Origin of the sequence: Romboutsia sp. BSD2780061687b_171204_C1 (assembly GCF_015560225.1) — a bacterium.
Classification (GTDB): Bacteria; Bacillota; Clostridia; order Peptostreptococcales; family Peptostreptococcaceae; genus Romboutsia_C; species Romboutsia_C hominis.
In genome coordinates, this window is sequence record NZ_JADMRK010000002.1 from 138,316 (window position 1) to 151,947 (window position 13,632).

At 27.1% G+C, this 13,632-nt stretch carries 13 protein-coding genes and 1 other annotated feature; of the genes, 6 read left to right on the plus strand and 7 right to left on the minus strand.

Annotation, left to right across the window (positions count from 1 at the left end):
- Positions 1-156 precede the first annotated feature (156 nt).
- A complete protein-coding gene (locus I2H23_RS05595; protein WP_092924880.1) occupies positions 157-1,098 on the plus strand; it encodes a TIGR01212 family radical SAM protein in 942 nt (313 codons plus the stop codon).
- An 81-nt stretch (positions 1,099-1,179) separates the two neighbouring features.
- Here the strand turns inward: I2H23_RS05595 and I2H23_RS05600 are convergent, their stop codons facing one another.
- The 4 genes from I2H23_RS05600 to I2H23_RS05615 are packed head-to-tail and all read right to left on the minus strand — an operon-like array spanning position 1,180 to position 4,582.
- Positions 1,180-1,740 carry a DJ-1 family glyoxalase III gene (locus I2H23_RS05600; RefSeq protein ID WP_092924879.1) on the minus strand — a complete coding sequence of 187 codons (561 nt, stop codon included), beginning with the start codon at positions 1,738-1,740 and terminating at the stop codon, positions 1,180-1,182.
- A gap of 16 nt (positions 1,741-1,756) precedes the next feature.
- A complete protein-coding gene (locus I2H23_RS05605) occupies positions 1,757-2,536 on the minus strand; it encodes an HAD family hydrolase (protein ID WP_195581257.1) in 780 nt (259 codons plus the stop codon).
- 8 nt (positions 2,537-2,544) lie between these two features.
- On the minus strand, positions 2,545-3,783 hold the full coding sequence (locus tag I2H23_RS05610) for a competence/damage-inducible protein A (RefSeq protein WP_166505747.1): 1,239 nt from the start codon (positions 3,781-3,783) through the stop codon (positions 2,545-2,547).
- A gap of 34 nt (positions 3,784-3,817) precedes the next feature.
- Positions 3,818-4,582 (minus strand): sugar phosphate isomerase/epimerase family protein, encoded by a 765-nt coding sequence (locus I2H23_RS05615; protein WP_195237401.1) that lies wholly within the window; start codon positions 4,580-4,582, stop codon positions 3,818-3,820.
- A gap of 317 nt (positions 4,583-4,899) precedes the next feature.
- On the opposite strand from I2H23_RS05615, the gene I2H23_RS05620 reads away from it, so the two are divergent.
- The 3 genes from I2H23_RS05620 (at position 4,900) to I2H23_RS05630 (ending at position 9,366) form a co-directional block, all read left to right on the plus strand.
- Positions 4,900-6,810, plus strand: a complete 1,911-nt coding sequence (locus I2H23_RS05620; RefSeq protein ID WP_195237400.1) for an ABC-F family ATP-binding cassette domain-containing protein — start codon at positions 4,900-4,902, stop codon at positions 6,808-6,810.
- Between the two features lie 94 nt (positions 6,811-6,904).
- Positions 6,905-7,120: a binding site (T-box leader), on the plus strand.
- Between the two features lie 55 nt (positions 7,121-7,175).
- Entirely contained in the window at positions 7,176-8,546 is a 1,371-nt protein-coding gene (locus I2H23_RS05625) for a YjiH family protein (protein ID WP_243248232.1), read from the plus strand.
- Positions 8,547-8,730: 184 nt separating this feature from the next.
- Positions 8,731-9,366, plus strand: coding sequence for an isochorismatase family cysteine hydrolase (locus I2H23_RS05630; protein ID WP_195237399.1), 636 nt, complete (start codon positions 8,731-8,733; stop codon positions 9,364-9,366).
- Positions 9,367-9,434: 68 nt separating this feature from the next.
- On the opposite strand, the gene I2H23_RS05635 is transcribed toward I2H23_RS05630, so the two are convergent.
- On the minus strand, positions 9,435-10,010 hold the full coding sequence (locus I2H23_RS05635) for a DUF3867 domain-containing protein (protein ID WP_092924868.1): 576 nt from the start codon (positions 10,008-10,010) through the stop codon (positions 9,435-9,437).
- 266 nt (positions 10,011-10,276) lie between these two features.
- Here I2H23_RS05635 and I2H23_RS05640 point away from each other — a divergent pair, with 266 nt between their 5' ends.
- Complete coding sequence (locus I2H23_RS05640; RefSeq protein WP_092924866.1) at positions 10,277-10,624, plus strand: RidA family protein; 348 nt, start codon at positions 10,277-10,279, stop codon at positions 10,622-10,624.
- 39 nt (positions 10,625-10,663) lie between these two features.
- On the opposite strand, the gene glpK is transcribed toward I2H23_RS05640, so the two are convergent.
- Positions 10,664-12,169, minus strand: a complete 1,506-nt coding sequence (gene glpK, locus I2H23_RS05645; RefSeq protein ID WP_092924864.1) for a glycerol kinase GlpK — start codon at positions 12,167-12,169, stop codon at positions 10,664-10,666.
- Between the two features lie 302 nt (positions 12,170-12,471).
- Between glpK and I2H23_RS05650 the strand changes: the two genes are divergently transcribed.
- Positions 12,472-12,924 carry a hypothetical protein gene (locus I2H23_RS05650; protein ID WP_092924862.1) on the plus strand — a complete coding sequence of 151 codons (453 nt, stop codon included), beginning with the start codon at positions 12,472-12,474 and terminating at the stop codon, positions 12,922-12,924.
- Positions 12,925-12,951: 27 nt separating this feature from the next.
- Here the strand turns inward: I2H23_RS05650 and I2H23_RS05655 are convergent, their stop codons facing one another.
- A complete protein-coding gene (locus I2H23_RS05655; RefSeq protein WP_166505750.1) occupies positions 12,952-13,209 on the minus strand; it encodes a TIGR03905 family TSCPD domain-containing protein in 258 nt (85 codons plus the stop codon).
- Between the last annotated feature and the right edge of the window lie 423 nt (positions 13,210-13,632).

Consider the following 13,632-nt stretch of genomic DNA (forward strand, 5'->3'; position numbering starts at 1 on the left):
AATAAATATTATTAAACAGATGTTATTTGTATTCTAAATTTTATGTAACAGTATTGTAATTCTTATTTTTAGACTAGTTATTCTAGTTTGTACATATACTTTTTTTATGGTAATATAGATAGATATAAATTATATTGATTAGAAAAGGTGATAAATTTGACGAAGTTTAAATATGCTTTTGATAACAAAAGATACCATACATGGAATTATTATCTTAGAAATACATTTGGCGAGAAAGTTTTCAAAGTTTCTATAAATGCAGGTTTTACTTGTCCTAATATAGATGGTAAGGTTTCTTATGGTGGATGTACTTATTGTAGTAAAGAAGGTTCTGGAGATTTCGCTGGAAATCCAAAGGATAATCTTATAAAACAGTTTAATGATATAAAAGAAATGATGCATAAAAAATGGCCATCAGCTAAATATATAGGATACTTCCAAGCATATACTAATACTTATGCTCCTTTAGAGGTTTTAAAAGAAAAATATGAAACAATATTAGAACTTGATGATGTCATAGGTCTTTCTATATCTACGAGACCTGATTGTCTTCCTGATGATGTTGTTGATTATTTAGATGAGTTAAATCAAAAGACTAATCTTTGGGTTGAGTTAGGGCTTCAAACTATTCATGATAAAACATCTAAACTTATAAATAGAGGTCATGATTATGAAGAATTTTTAAAAGGTGTTGAAAAGTTAAAAGCTAGAAATATAAAAGTTGTCGTTCATATAATAAATGGACTTCCTGGAGAAGATTATGATATGATGATGGAAACTGCTAAAGCAGTTGCAAATATGGGTGTTGATGGTATAAAAATACACCTTCTTCATGTAATAAAAGATACTCCTATGGAAAAAATGCTTCAAAATGGCATGCTTAATCTAATGGATAAAGATGAATATATAAAACTTGTATGTGATCAACTAGAAATACTTCCTGATACTATGATAGTTCATAGATTAACAGGTGACGGTAAAAGAGATGAACTTGTCGGGCCTTTATGGAGTTTAAAAAAATGGGAAGTGCTAAATGATATAGATGCAGAACTAAAAAGACGTGACTCTTATCAAGGTATTAAATTTAATAATAAATAAAATTGTAGATATTTATTTACTAAAAAAAGGATATGTAAACTTGCTTTAGCAAGTTTACATATCCTTTTTTAAATATTTTTGTTAAGCATTTTTATTATAAAAATTAACTAACATTTCCTCTCTTATTTCTTTCGCTTTTTCTTCATACCCTAATGCTTTAAGTAGTTCTAAAGAAAACTCAATAGCTGTTGCTGGTCCTCTACTAGTTATTATATTTTCATCTCTTACTACTATTTCTTCTACATAAGATACACTAGATTTATCCTTTATAAATCCTGGATAAGATGTACACTTTCTGTTTTTTAATACTTCAAATTCTTCTAATGTTTCTGGTGCTGCACATATTGCTGCTACTATTTTACCTGATTTATGTAACTTTTGTACAAAATCTTTAACTCTTTCGTCTTTTAAATTTGTAGCACCTGGTAAACCACCTGGAAGCACTATGGCATCATACTCATTAACATTTATATCATCTATACTACAATCTGATTTTAAAACTATATCATGAGTTCCTCTTACGTATTCTTTTTTTATTGAGCACATATCACATACAACATTTGCTCTTCTTAATACATCTACCACTGATATTGCCTCTATTTCTTCAAATCCATCTGCTAACATAACTAATACCTTTTTCATTATTTAATCCTCCTTCTTATTTGCAATTTATGTCATTTATTATTTTTATAGCTTCAGCTACACTATCTACAATATAGTTTGCATGTTCTTTTACGCTATCTCTAGAATTTTTCATTGCAAAGCTATATTTTACTCCACTTAACATATTTATGTCATTAGGAGAATCACCTATAGTAGCTATTTCATCTTCTTTTATCCCTAAAGATTTACATATATACTCTATACCCTTTCTCTTAGATACGTTTTTAGGAGTAATATTTAACGTATTTTCTGATGAAAAATATATATCTAGTACTTCATTAAACTCTGCTTTTAAGTCTATTTCTATTTTGCTTAGCTCTTCTATATTTTCTGATACTACACCTATATTTCCTATTAGATTATCAAAACTTTTTCTATGGATAAATTCTTTATCAAGGATATAATTATTAGTATACTTACTAAATACATTACATTCTTCGCATAGTATTACAGTTTGATTATACTTAAAATATAATTTTGCATCATTTGACTCAAATCTAGCTATAACTTTTCTAACTATCTCATCATCTATAGTACCCTTAAATACTAATTCTTTATCTTTATTATAAATATAAGATCCATTTTCGCATATATAGTAACCTTTTATTTCAATCTGATTATCTATAATATTTAATGCATGTGGAAATATTCTACCTGTTGCTATGTTAAATACTACATCTTCCTTCTGAACTTTATTTATCTCATAAATATCTCTATCATCTATATGTCCATTATATAAAGTTCCATCTAAATCACAAAATATATACTTTATCATATGTCCTCCTAAGATAGCTCTAATAATTTTAGTCTTAATTCATTGAGTATAGTTTTAGTAGCCCTTAACCTTATCATTTGTCTATCACCATTAAAAATTTGACCTATAGCATATGTTTTACCATTTATATATATACCCATATATACAAGTCCTACCGGTTTTTTTTCACTTCCTCCATCAGGACCTGCAATACCTGTTGTTGATATTCCGATATTAGTATTAAATTTACTTGCTATGCCATAAGCCATCTCTTTTGCTGTCTCTTCACTTACTGCTCCATATTTATCTAAAGTTTCTTTTTTAACACCTAACCTTTCTCTCTTAGCTTCATTTGAGTATGTAACACATCCTTCAACGAAAACTTTAGATATTCCTGGGTAATTTATAAGAGTTGAACTTACCATACCACCAGTACAAGATTCTGCTACTGATATGGTCATATTTTTATCTATTAACATATTAGCTATAACATCTTCTAAATTTATGTCTCCTACTGCATATATGCAATTTCCAAGCCTTTCTTTGATTTTATCTACAAAAGGTTCTATTAAACTACTTGCTTCATTTTTAGTTTTAGCTTTTGCTGTTATTCTAAGACTAACTTCTCCTTCTTTTACATATGGCGCTATTGTTGGATTATTTTGTTCTTTTATGATATCTATTAAATTTTTTTCTACCAAAGACTCTCCCATACCAAGTATTTTTATATTCTTTGACATTAATACACTTTTAGTTTTATCTTGTAGATATGGCTTAACAAATTCCTCAAACATAGGCTTCATTTCCTTAGGCGGTCCTGGAAGTATTATTATAATTTTATTATTATTTTTTAGTATTGCACCTGGTGCTGTACCATTTTTATTCTCTAGTACCATAGCATTTTCTGGGAAATAAGCTTGTTTTTTATTACTATCACTTATCTCTATATTCATCTTTTTAAAATATTTTTCTATATTTTGAAGTGATGGCTTATGAAGTACTGGTGTTTGATTAAAAAATTTACAAGCCACCTCTTTAGTTATATCATCGCTAGTTGGACCAAGTCCTCCTGTAGTTATAACAATATCACTTCTACCTAAACTTTCCTCAAATGATTTTAAAAGTCTTTCTTCATTGTCTCCTACACTACTTTGGTAGTATACATCTACTCCTATACTTGCTAATTCTTTTGCTAAATATTGAGAATTAGTATTTATTATATCCCCAAGAAGTATTTCTGTTCCTACTGTTATTATTTCAGCTTTCATCTTCATCACCCTGACCAGTTTTGTTTTATTAATACTATAATAATCCATTTTTTTTAAGTATTTCTAAAGAATTTATTAGTTCATTTGTATCAACTATTTCTAAAGATATACTTGAATTTTTTAAATTTTTGTTTATGTATTTTATAAGTTCTATTATATTTATATTACCACTTTCTATACTACTGTGGCTATCTTTTGACCCATAATTATTGTGTATATGAAAGTGCTTAATTCTATCTCCCAATCCTTCTAACCATTCATTAACACTTATATTAGAAAATACATTTACATGACCTATATCTAAGCATACTGAAAAATTTTTATGATTTACATTATCAACTAACTCTTTTATAAAAAGATAATCTTCTTCCATAGTGTTTTCGATATGTATGTCTATATTGTCATCTTTATCTGCTAAAAAATCATTCCAAAAGGTTATTGCATTATTAAGCCATTCTTCCTTAGTGTATGTATTTGGTGTATATCCATTATGATATACTATTTTTTTAGCACCTAGCTCTTTAGCTATACTATACCCTTCATTTAATCTTTTTTTAGTTACTTTTACTATATCTCTATCTCTGCTTCCTACAGATAAATCTGCATAAGGTCCATGTATTGATATATTAGTTTTTCCATATATATCTTTTATTTCATCTTTATATGTTTGTAAATACATGTCTTTATCATCAAGTATATAAGGACTTGCAAATTGAACAACTTCTAATCCCACATTGTATTTTTTAATAATTTTAAGTATCTTTTGTGTTTCGTCTAATTGTGATATATATATATCCATCGCTTATCCCCCATTTTCTATTTAAAATACCTTAGTATATTTAACACTTATAAGATATAATATAATTATGTTTTTCTCAAATTATATTATATGCATTTTAAGTTTCACTTCTTTATATAGATTATACTCTATTATTTTTACATGTAAAATTAATTTAGTTAATAACTATTTACCTCATCATGTAATTTATATAGATTATTTTTGGTTTTAATGTCTATATTTAATAGTTTATTAAACATGCATAAATATAATCTCTTATATAGATTTATTTAAATAAAAAATCTATTATCAAAATTAATATGAATTTAGGTGATTTTATGAATTTAATGACTTTAGAAAATATATGTAAAAGTTATTCGGAAAAAACATTGCTAGAAAATATATCCTTTGGTATTAATGAAGGAGAAAAAATAGGTATTATAGGTGTTAATGGTACTGGTAAATCTACATTACTCAAAATAATAGCAGGAGTTGAAGTTCCAGATAGTGGTACTGTTACTAAAGCTAATAGAGTTAGAGTTGAATATCTACCTCAAAATCCTGACTACAATGAAGAGTTCACTGTATTGCAGCAAGTATTTAAAGGTACATCTAGCGAAATGAAACTTTTATTAGAATATCAAGAAACTCTTGATAAACTTAATAAAGCTTACAATGAAGATATAAACAATAAGCTAATATCTCTACAAGAAAAAATAGATACGCTTGGTCTTTGGGATTTAGAAAGTGAAGCTAAGATGATTTTAACAAAACTTGGCATAACTAATTTTAGTCAAAAGGTAAAAGAGCTATCTGGTGGTCAAAGAAAAAGAATATCACTAGCTTCAGCACTTATAACTCCTTGTGATTTATTAATACTTGATGAACCTACTAACCACTTAGATAATGAAACTATCGATTATTTAGAAGAATATCTAAATTCTAGACGTGGGTCACTAGTAATGATAACTCACGATAGATATTTCTTAGATAGAGTTTCTAATAGAATAATTGAATTAGATAAAGGTAGATTATTTAGTTATGATGGTAACTACTCTTTATTCTTAGAAAAAAAGATGGAAAGACTTGCACTTGAAGCTAGTATGGAAGAAAAGCGTCAAAATTTAATGAGAAAGGAACTTGCATGGGTTAGACGTGGTGCTAAAGCTCGTACTACTAAGCAAAAAGCTAGACTTCAACGTTTTGACGACTTAGTTAATCAAGACATTATAAAACCAGATGAGCAAATGGATATATCTGTTGGTTCTACTAGACTTGGTAATAAAATAATAGAAATACACAATATATCTAAGTCTTTTGATGGTAAATGCCTTATAAATAACTTAGACTATACTCTAGCTCGTACTGATAGAATAGGTATTGTTGGTAAAAATGGTATGGGTAAATCAACATTAATTAATATATTAAATGGTAAATTAAGACCCGATAGCGGTCATATAGAAGTTGGTGAAACTGTTAAAATTGGATGTTTCTCACAAGATGACTCTCACATGCATCCTGATATGAGAGCTATAGATTATGTTAAAGAAGGAAGTGATTATATAGAAACTTCTGATGGAAGTAAAATATCAGCCTCTCAAATGTGTGAAAGATTTTTATTTAACTCAACACTTCAGTATAGTTTAATAAATAAATTATCTGGTGGAGAAAGACGTAGACTTCATCTACTTAGAACCCTAATGACTGCACCTAACGTACTATTATTAGACGAACCTACGAACGATTTAGATATAGAAACACTAAATAGACTAGAAGATTATTTAGATGAATTTAGAGGTGTTGTTATAACAGTATCTCATGATAGATACTTCTTAGATAGAATATGTAATAAAATATTTGCATATGAAGGTATGGGAAATATTCATATATATACTGGTAACTATAGTGATTATCAGGTTTATAAGGAAGTACAAGGTATAGAATTTGAAGATGAAAAAATTATAAAAGAAAACTCTACTCCTAAGAAAGAAAAACCTAAATCAGCCAAAAAACTTAAGTTCTCATATAACGAACAAAGAGAGTTCGAAACTATAGATTCTGATATAGAAAAATTAGAACAAAAAATCGAACAATTAGAAAGTGATTCTACTAAATATGCCACTGATTTTGTTAAACTTCAAGAAGTTCTTGATGAAAAAGCTAATCTTGAAAAAGAACTAGAATTTAAATATGAGAGATGGGAATATTTAAATAATCTAGCCGAAGAAATAGAAAATAGCAAAAACTAATTATTAATAAAAATTTTCTAAATATTTTAATTTTACGAAATAAAATTGTTGACATTTAAAATTATTTATTTTAAGATTATAGAAAATAAATAATATAAATTCAATGAAAAAGAGAGTACATTAAATGAATTTTATAGAGAGCCGAGGATGGTGGAAGCTTGGCATTGAAGTTTAATCGAAGAGAGCTTTGGAGAAGATTATCTGAAACTAAGTATGGTAATCGGGATATCTCACCTTACGAGACTTAAGTGAGTAATATATGCGCATATATTATTAATAAGAGTGGTAACGCGGAATTTTCGTCTCTTGGTCTTTTGACCAAGGGACTTTTTTAATATTTAAATTTAATTTAGGAGGTTTGATTTATGCAAGGAAATTTAGTAGGTTCTACATCGAAAAGTAGTTTTTTTAAATTTTTAATACCGTCATTATTTGGTTTATTATTATTTGTTATTCCACTACCTTATGGTAGTATGATTCCTTTAGAAGGATTATCTTCTATAAATATTGGGATAGGATTTATTGCTGAGCTTATAAAAATAGTTTTTGCTGATTATATGTTAAACATAGCCTTAGTTGTTATTATTACTTCTGCTATTTTATCTATATTGAGTAAATTTATAAATATAAAAAATGAGTTTTTAAATAGTGTTTTAAATGTCTCTCCATTTTGGCTATTATGTAGAATACTTGGTGCTATATTTATAACTATGACTTTATTTAATGTAGGTCCTAAAGTTATAATATCTGATGTTACTGGTCAAACAATAATAGGACTTTTACCAAGTCTTCTTGCAATATTTTTAGTATCAGGTTTCTTCTTACCTTTAGTGGTTGACTTTGGTCTTATGGATTTACTTGGAACTTTAATATCTAAATTTATGTATAAATTATTTAAAGTTCCTGGTCGTGCTGCTGTAGATGCTGTTTCTTCTTGGCTAGGAGATGGTACTTTAGGAGTTATGATTACTAGCACTCAGTATAAACAAGGTTATTACACTACTAAAGAAGCTGTTATAATATCTGTTTGTTTCTCTTTAGTGTCACTGCCATTTTCTACAGTTATAGCAGATCAACTTGGGCTTATGTCAATGTTTGTACCATTTTATGGAACAGTTTGTATTGCATCACTAGCTTGTGCACTTATAATGCCTCGTATATATCCATTAAATAAGTTTAGTGATTCTACTTATAACGGAGTGGCTCATTTAAAGGAAGAATTAGTTCCTAGTGGTAAAAATATTTTTGAATTTGCTTTTGAAAAAGCTTTATATAGAGCAGAAAATGCACCTTCTTTTAATACTATTATAATACAAGGAATAAAAACTGTTGTAGATATGTACTTAGGATTACTGCCTTTAGTTATGGCTTGGGGAACATTAGCACTTATAACTGCAGAGTTTACACCAGTATTTAATATAATATCTTTACCTATAGTTTATGTCTTAAACTTATTACAAATACCTGATGCTCATATAGCAGCTCCTGCTGTATTAGTCGGATTTACAGATATGTTTTTACCATCTATTATGGTATCTGGAGATGGAGTTAGCCAAATAACTCAATTTATAATAGGTGCTTTATCTATAAGTCAATTAATATTTTTAACTGAAACTGGAGCTGTAATATTAAAATCAGATATACCATTAAACCTAAAAGATTTATTTATTATCTTCTTAATACGTACAGCTATAGCACTACCAATTATAACTTTAATAGCTAATCTATTATTCTAAATTAGTATCAATTTATATATAAAGTGCATAATATATATTAAGAGGAATGTATTTGACCTTTTAGCAGATAACTAATTCCTCTAAAGAGCTATCTTCAACTTTGAAGATAGCTCTTTTATGTCTTGACACCTGTATTATATATATGTAAAATAACTATAATTAGTTTATATATAAGGGGTGTATTATGGAAAATCTATTAAATGAATTAAAATCTATTAAAAACAATATTGATAACATTAAATCTAAAAATATTAATGATTTAAATCTAAATGAAACTGAGTTATTTATAGTTGACATGAATAATGGATTTGCAAAAGGTGGTTCCCTTTATTCACCTAGGATAAATGCTTTGATAAATCCTATTTATAATTTTACAAAATATTTATCTAATAAAGTGTCTAATATAACTGCCTTTACAGATTGTCATACTACTGATTCTATAGAACTTTTAAGTTATCCTCCTCACTGTATGGTAGATAGTTTTGAAAGTGATATAATAGATGAACTTAAGTCTATAGAAAACATCAAAGTTATTCCGAAAAACTCTACTAATGCCTTTTTCACATTAAAAGATATAAATTTTTCAAATACTAAAAATATAATAGTTGTAGGGGATTGTACAGATATATGTGTATATCAATTTGCAATAACGTTAAAGTCATACTTTAATCAAAATAATATAAGTAAAAATATTATAGTTCCTATTGATTTAGTAGATACATATGATAGCGAAGTTCATCCTGCAAATCTTCTAAACATAGTATTTTTAAATAGTATGCTACAAAATGGAATAGAAGTTGTAAAAACTATAAATTATTAATAAAAAAGTGTATGATTAAGTAAAATTAATCATACACTTTTTTATTATGAGATGAAGCGAATTTTTTATTAATAGTCATACTCTGTACAATTTTCACAAAGTACTACTTTTATTTTATTATTAAATACATTTTTATATCCTAGTAAAAATTCATTTAACTCAGCATCAACTAAATTTATTTTCTTACTACTACATAATGTAACTTTTTCTTTATCTATTATAACTTCTATATCATTTGTATCATTTTTTATATAAGTAGTTACACAACCTTTAGTTTGTATTTTATTAGCATATTTTTCATAAAATGATGTTGTATTCTTTATAGAATTTATACTCTCTTCACTAATATTAGACATGTCTAAATTTGCTGGATCTATTCCAAAATTTTTAAGTTGATCTTCTACTTCTTGAGGATTCATACCATATCTTTCCATAAATTTTTTTTGTATATTCATAAACTTCTCATAAGATATATTATTATCCTTCATATAATCAAATATCTTCTTAGAAAATTCAGCCATTGTCATACTTCCATCCATTACTGAAAAATATAAATTATATATATACTGTTCAAACTTATCTACATCAGAATCTTTAGCCTTGTTTTTTAAATTGTTAAAATCTATCACTCTATCGTCAGACATATTTATCCTCCTTTAAAAATCTTTACTTGTATATGATTATAACATATTTATATAGTTTTAAATTATTATTTATATAATATATTTGACCAATTTCAATAAATAAAAACTCTCCATTTATTATTTAACTTATCATCATATACATCTTATGTTTATCTATATTAGAATTGGAATTTATTTCACTTAATTGTTTAATAATTTTACTTTATATGATATATTTTTATATGTAATGTGATTTATTGGAATATTTTTAACTTGGAGGTAAAATTATGGAAATAAAAAGATTTGAAACAACTGAAAGAATGAGTAAAGCTGTTGTTCACAATAATACTCTTTACTTATGTGGTCAAGTTCATGCTGAAGGTGATATAAAGGAGCAAACAGCTAAAGTATTAGAGAAAATAGAAGATTTATTAAACAAGTATGGTTCAGATAAAAATCATATGTTATCAGTTACTATATATATAAAAGATATGAAAGATTTTGCTGATATGAACTCTGTTTGGGATGCTTGGATTGAAGAAGGATTTGCTCCAGCTAGAGCATGTGTTGAAGCTAAGATGGCTAGAGAATGTCTTCTTGTTGAGATGAGTGTTGTAGCTGCTATAAAGGAGTAATATAACATAAATAAAAAAGATGGGTATTACCCATCTTTTTTATTCCTCTTCTTCTTCCCACTCCATAGCTCTTTTTACAGCTTTTTTCCAGGTTTTATATAATTTCTCCTTTTTGCATTTATCCATTTTAGGAGTAAACTCTTTATCAACTCCCCACTTAACCTTTATATCATTCTTACTTTTATAAAATCCTACCGAAAGTCCTGCCAGATAAGCAGCTCCTAGTGCTGTTGTTTCTATAACCTTTGGTCTATCTATATTTACATCTAATATATCTGATTGAAATTGCATTAAAAAATTATTGCTACTTGCTCCTCCATCTACCTTTAAAAACTTAAGATTTATATTTGAATCTTGTTCCATAGCATTTAATACATCTTTAGTTTGATATGCTATAGATTCTAAAGTAGCTCTTATTATATGTTCTTTTTTAGCTCCTCTACTTAAACCTACAATGGTTCCTCTAGCATACATATCCCAGTAAGGTGCTCCAAGACCTGTAAATGCCGGAACAACATATACTCCATTGGTATCATCAACCTTTGATGCATAACTTTCACTATCCTTAGCTTCTTTTATCATTCTTAATTCATCTCTAAGCCACTGAATAGAGGCACCTCCCATAAATATACTTCCCTCTAATGCATAAGTAATTTTATTGTCTATCCCCCAAGCTATAGTTGTTATTAAACCATTTCTAGATTTAACTATTTCTTCACCTATGTTCATAAGTAAAAAACAACCTGTACCATAAGTATTTTTTGCACTTCCCTTTTCAAAACATGTTTGTCCAAACAACGCAGCTTGTTGATCCCCTGCACATCCTGATATTGGAATTTCTGCACCTGCCATCATCATAGAATCAGTGTGTCCATATACATAACTAGATGGGTATACATTTGGGAGCATTGATTTTGGTATATCAAGTTCTTTTAATATATCTTCATCCCACTTTAGCTCTTTTATATTATACATCATAGTTCTCGATGCATTAGAGTAATCTGTAGCATGAACTTTTCCCCTAGTTAAATTCCATATAAGCCAAGTGTCAACAGTTCCAAATAGTAATTCACCATTATTTGCTTTTTTTCTCGCGCCTTCTACATTGTCTAATATCCATTTTACTTTAGTAGCTGAAAAATAAGCATCTATTAAAAGACCTGTTTTATCTTTTATTATTTCTTCTAATCCTTTGTCTTTTAATTCTTTACATATATCTGATGTTCTTCTACACTGCCAAACTATTGCATTATATATAGGTTTTCCTGTATTTTTATCCCATACTATAGTAGTTTCTCTTTGATTAGTTATTCCTATTGCAGCAATTTCTTCCGGTCTTATACCCTTAGTTTCTATTACTTCTCTCATTACCCCACTTTGAGTTCCCCATATTTCCATAGGATCATGTTCTACCCATCCAGATTGTTTATATATTTGAGTAAATTCTTTTTGCGATTTACTTACTATTTCTCCATTTTCATCAAACAATATAGCTCTTGAACTTGTTGTGCCTTGATCTAGAGATATTATATATTTCTTTTCCATATTAATCTCCTTACTTTATTAATGAATATATACATATATATTACCACAATAAACAAAATAGCTAAATTATATTATTAAAGAATGAGATTATGTTAATTTATACTACTATATATATTTATCAAGTTTTTATAACTCATTTATTTCCTTTTTTTTAATTATATGATAAAATAATTAATATATTTTGCTTTGCTTGAATATAAATTTTAATAACAAACTTGTACATAATATAAATGTAATGACCTTTAAGTTTCAAGCATGACATCGTTATTATATCTAATATTAATTAAATTAGGAGGATTAATATGGGCTTAAAAGACAAATTCGCAGAATCATTTGCTAGATCAAAAACAATGACTGGCCCTGAAAAAAGAGCTAATGAAATAATGGGCAAACTACTTATGAAAAAAGCTATAATTCCTATTGTTTTAATGGTTATCATTATGATAGTTGGTATGGTTGCTAAGATAAATGGTTGGGCTATACTTGCAGTTAACTTATTAGTTGCTCTTGGGACTTACTTCTACATAAAAAAAGCTGGGGAAAAATATCAAAACTTCAAGCCTTATGTTGGTAACTTAATCAGTCTAGAGAAAAAAGGTAAAAATGAGTACGTAGCTATAATAAAACAAGGTAAAATGCCAGTAAAATTAGAAATAAACTATGGTGGAGAAGACCTTGCTGGACTTAAGAAAAATCAATTAGTTCAAGTTAGTTACAATCCTGATGCTAAAATAGCTATAGTTGTAACTAAGTAATAAAAAAGTCTTCGTTAGAAGACTTTTTTATTTATTATAAACATATTTCTTATATATTTTAAGTGCTTTAGCTAATTGATCAGGGCAAGATGTTCCTCTATTCTTACATGGTATATCTTCAAGATTTTTTATTATATCATCAATATCTTTACCTTCAACTAGATGCTTTATTCCTATAGTATTTCCACTACATCCACCCTCAAAAACTACGTCTTTTAATATATTGCCTTCAATATCCATTAATATAGACTTTGAACATACACCTTTAGTATAATATCTATACATACCTATCCCACCTTAATATATTTTATAAATTAATTTCTTAATTAATATATATACTAATTAAACAATAAATATTTCATATATTTTTTTTATATAGATATAATAATGGTAGTATTTGATTAATTTGTATGCTTTAATTTATTTATAGATTGAATTTGAAAGGATGTGTTTATTATTTCAAAAGAATTTCTTGATAAATATTTTAAATTTTTATTCTTATTTTTTTGGCCTATAGTTTGGTACGACTATGTTTCTATTGCTGCTATGAGAATTGAAATATTTATGTTTTTATTATTTTTAACAGCATCTATAGTTTATATAATAATGATTCTAAAATCTATTAATAAAATAGAAGATATAGATGTATTATATAGAATAACTACAATCTTAGCATTTATACTGTTTTTATGTAGCTATTTATTATTC

What these genes read in the sequence shown, in the direction of transcription:
- I2H23_RS05600 (WP_092924879.1), bottom strand. Translation starts at nt 1,740, where the DNA reads ATGAAAAAGGTATTAGTTATGTTAGCAGATGGATTTGAAGAAATAGAG.
- I2H23_RS05605 (WP_195581257.1), bottom strand. Translation starts at nt 2,536, where the DNA reads ATGATAAAGTATATATTTTGTGATTTAGATGGAACTTTATATAATGGA.
- I2H23_RS05610 (WP_166505747.1), bottom strand. Translation starts at nt 3,783, where the DNA reads ATGAAAGCTGAAATAATAACAGTAGGAACAGAAATACTTCTTGGGGAT.
- I2H23_RS05615 (WP_195237401.1), bottom strand. Translation starts at nt 4,582, where the DNA reads ATGGATATATATATATCACAATTAGACGAAACACAAAAGATACTTAAA.
- I2H23_RS05620 (WP_195237400.1), top strand. Translation starts at nt 4,900, where the DNA reads ATGAATTTAATGACTTTAGAAAATATATGTAAAAGTTATTCGGAAAAA.
- I2H23_RS05625 (WP_243248232.1), top strand. Translation starts at nt 7,176, where the DNA reads ATGCAAGGAAATTTAGTAGGTTCTACATCGAAAAGTAGTTTTTTTAAA.
- I2H23_RS05630 (WP_195237399.1), top strand. Translation starts at nt 8,731, where the DNA reads ATGGAAAATCTATTAAATGAATTAAAATCTATTAAAAACAATATTGAT.
- I2H23_RS05635 (WP_092924868.1), bottom strand. Translation starts at nt 10,010, where the DNA reads ATGTCTGACGATAGAGTGATAGATTTTAACAATTTAAAAAACAAGGCT.
- I2H23_RS05640 (WP_092924866.1), top strand. Translation starts at nt 10,277, where the DNA reads ATGGAAATAAAAAGATTTGAAACAACTGAAAGAATGAGTAAAGCTGTT.
- glpK (WP_092924864.1), bottom strand. Translation starts at nt 12,169, where the DNA reads ATGGAAAAGAAATATATAATATCTCTAGATCAAGGCACAACAAGTTCA.
- I2H23_RS05650 (WP_092924862.1), top strand. Translation starts at nt 12,472, where the DNA reads ATGGGCTTAAAAGACAAATTCGCAGAATCATTTGCTAGATCAAAAACA.
- I2H23_RS05655 (WP_166505750.1), bottom strand. Translation starts at nt 13,209, where the DNA reads ATGTATAGATATTATACTAAAGGTGTATGTTCAAAGTCTATATTAATG.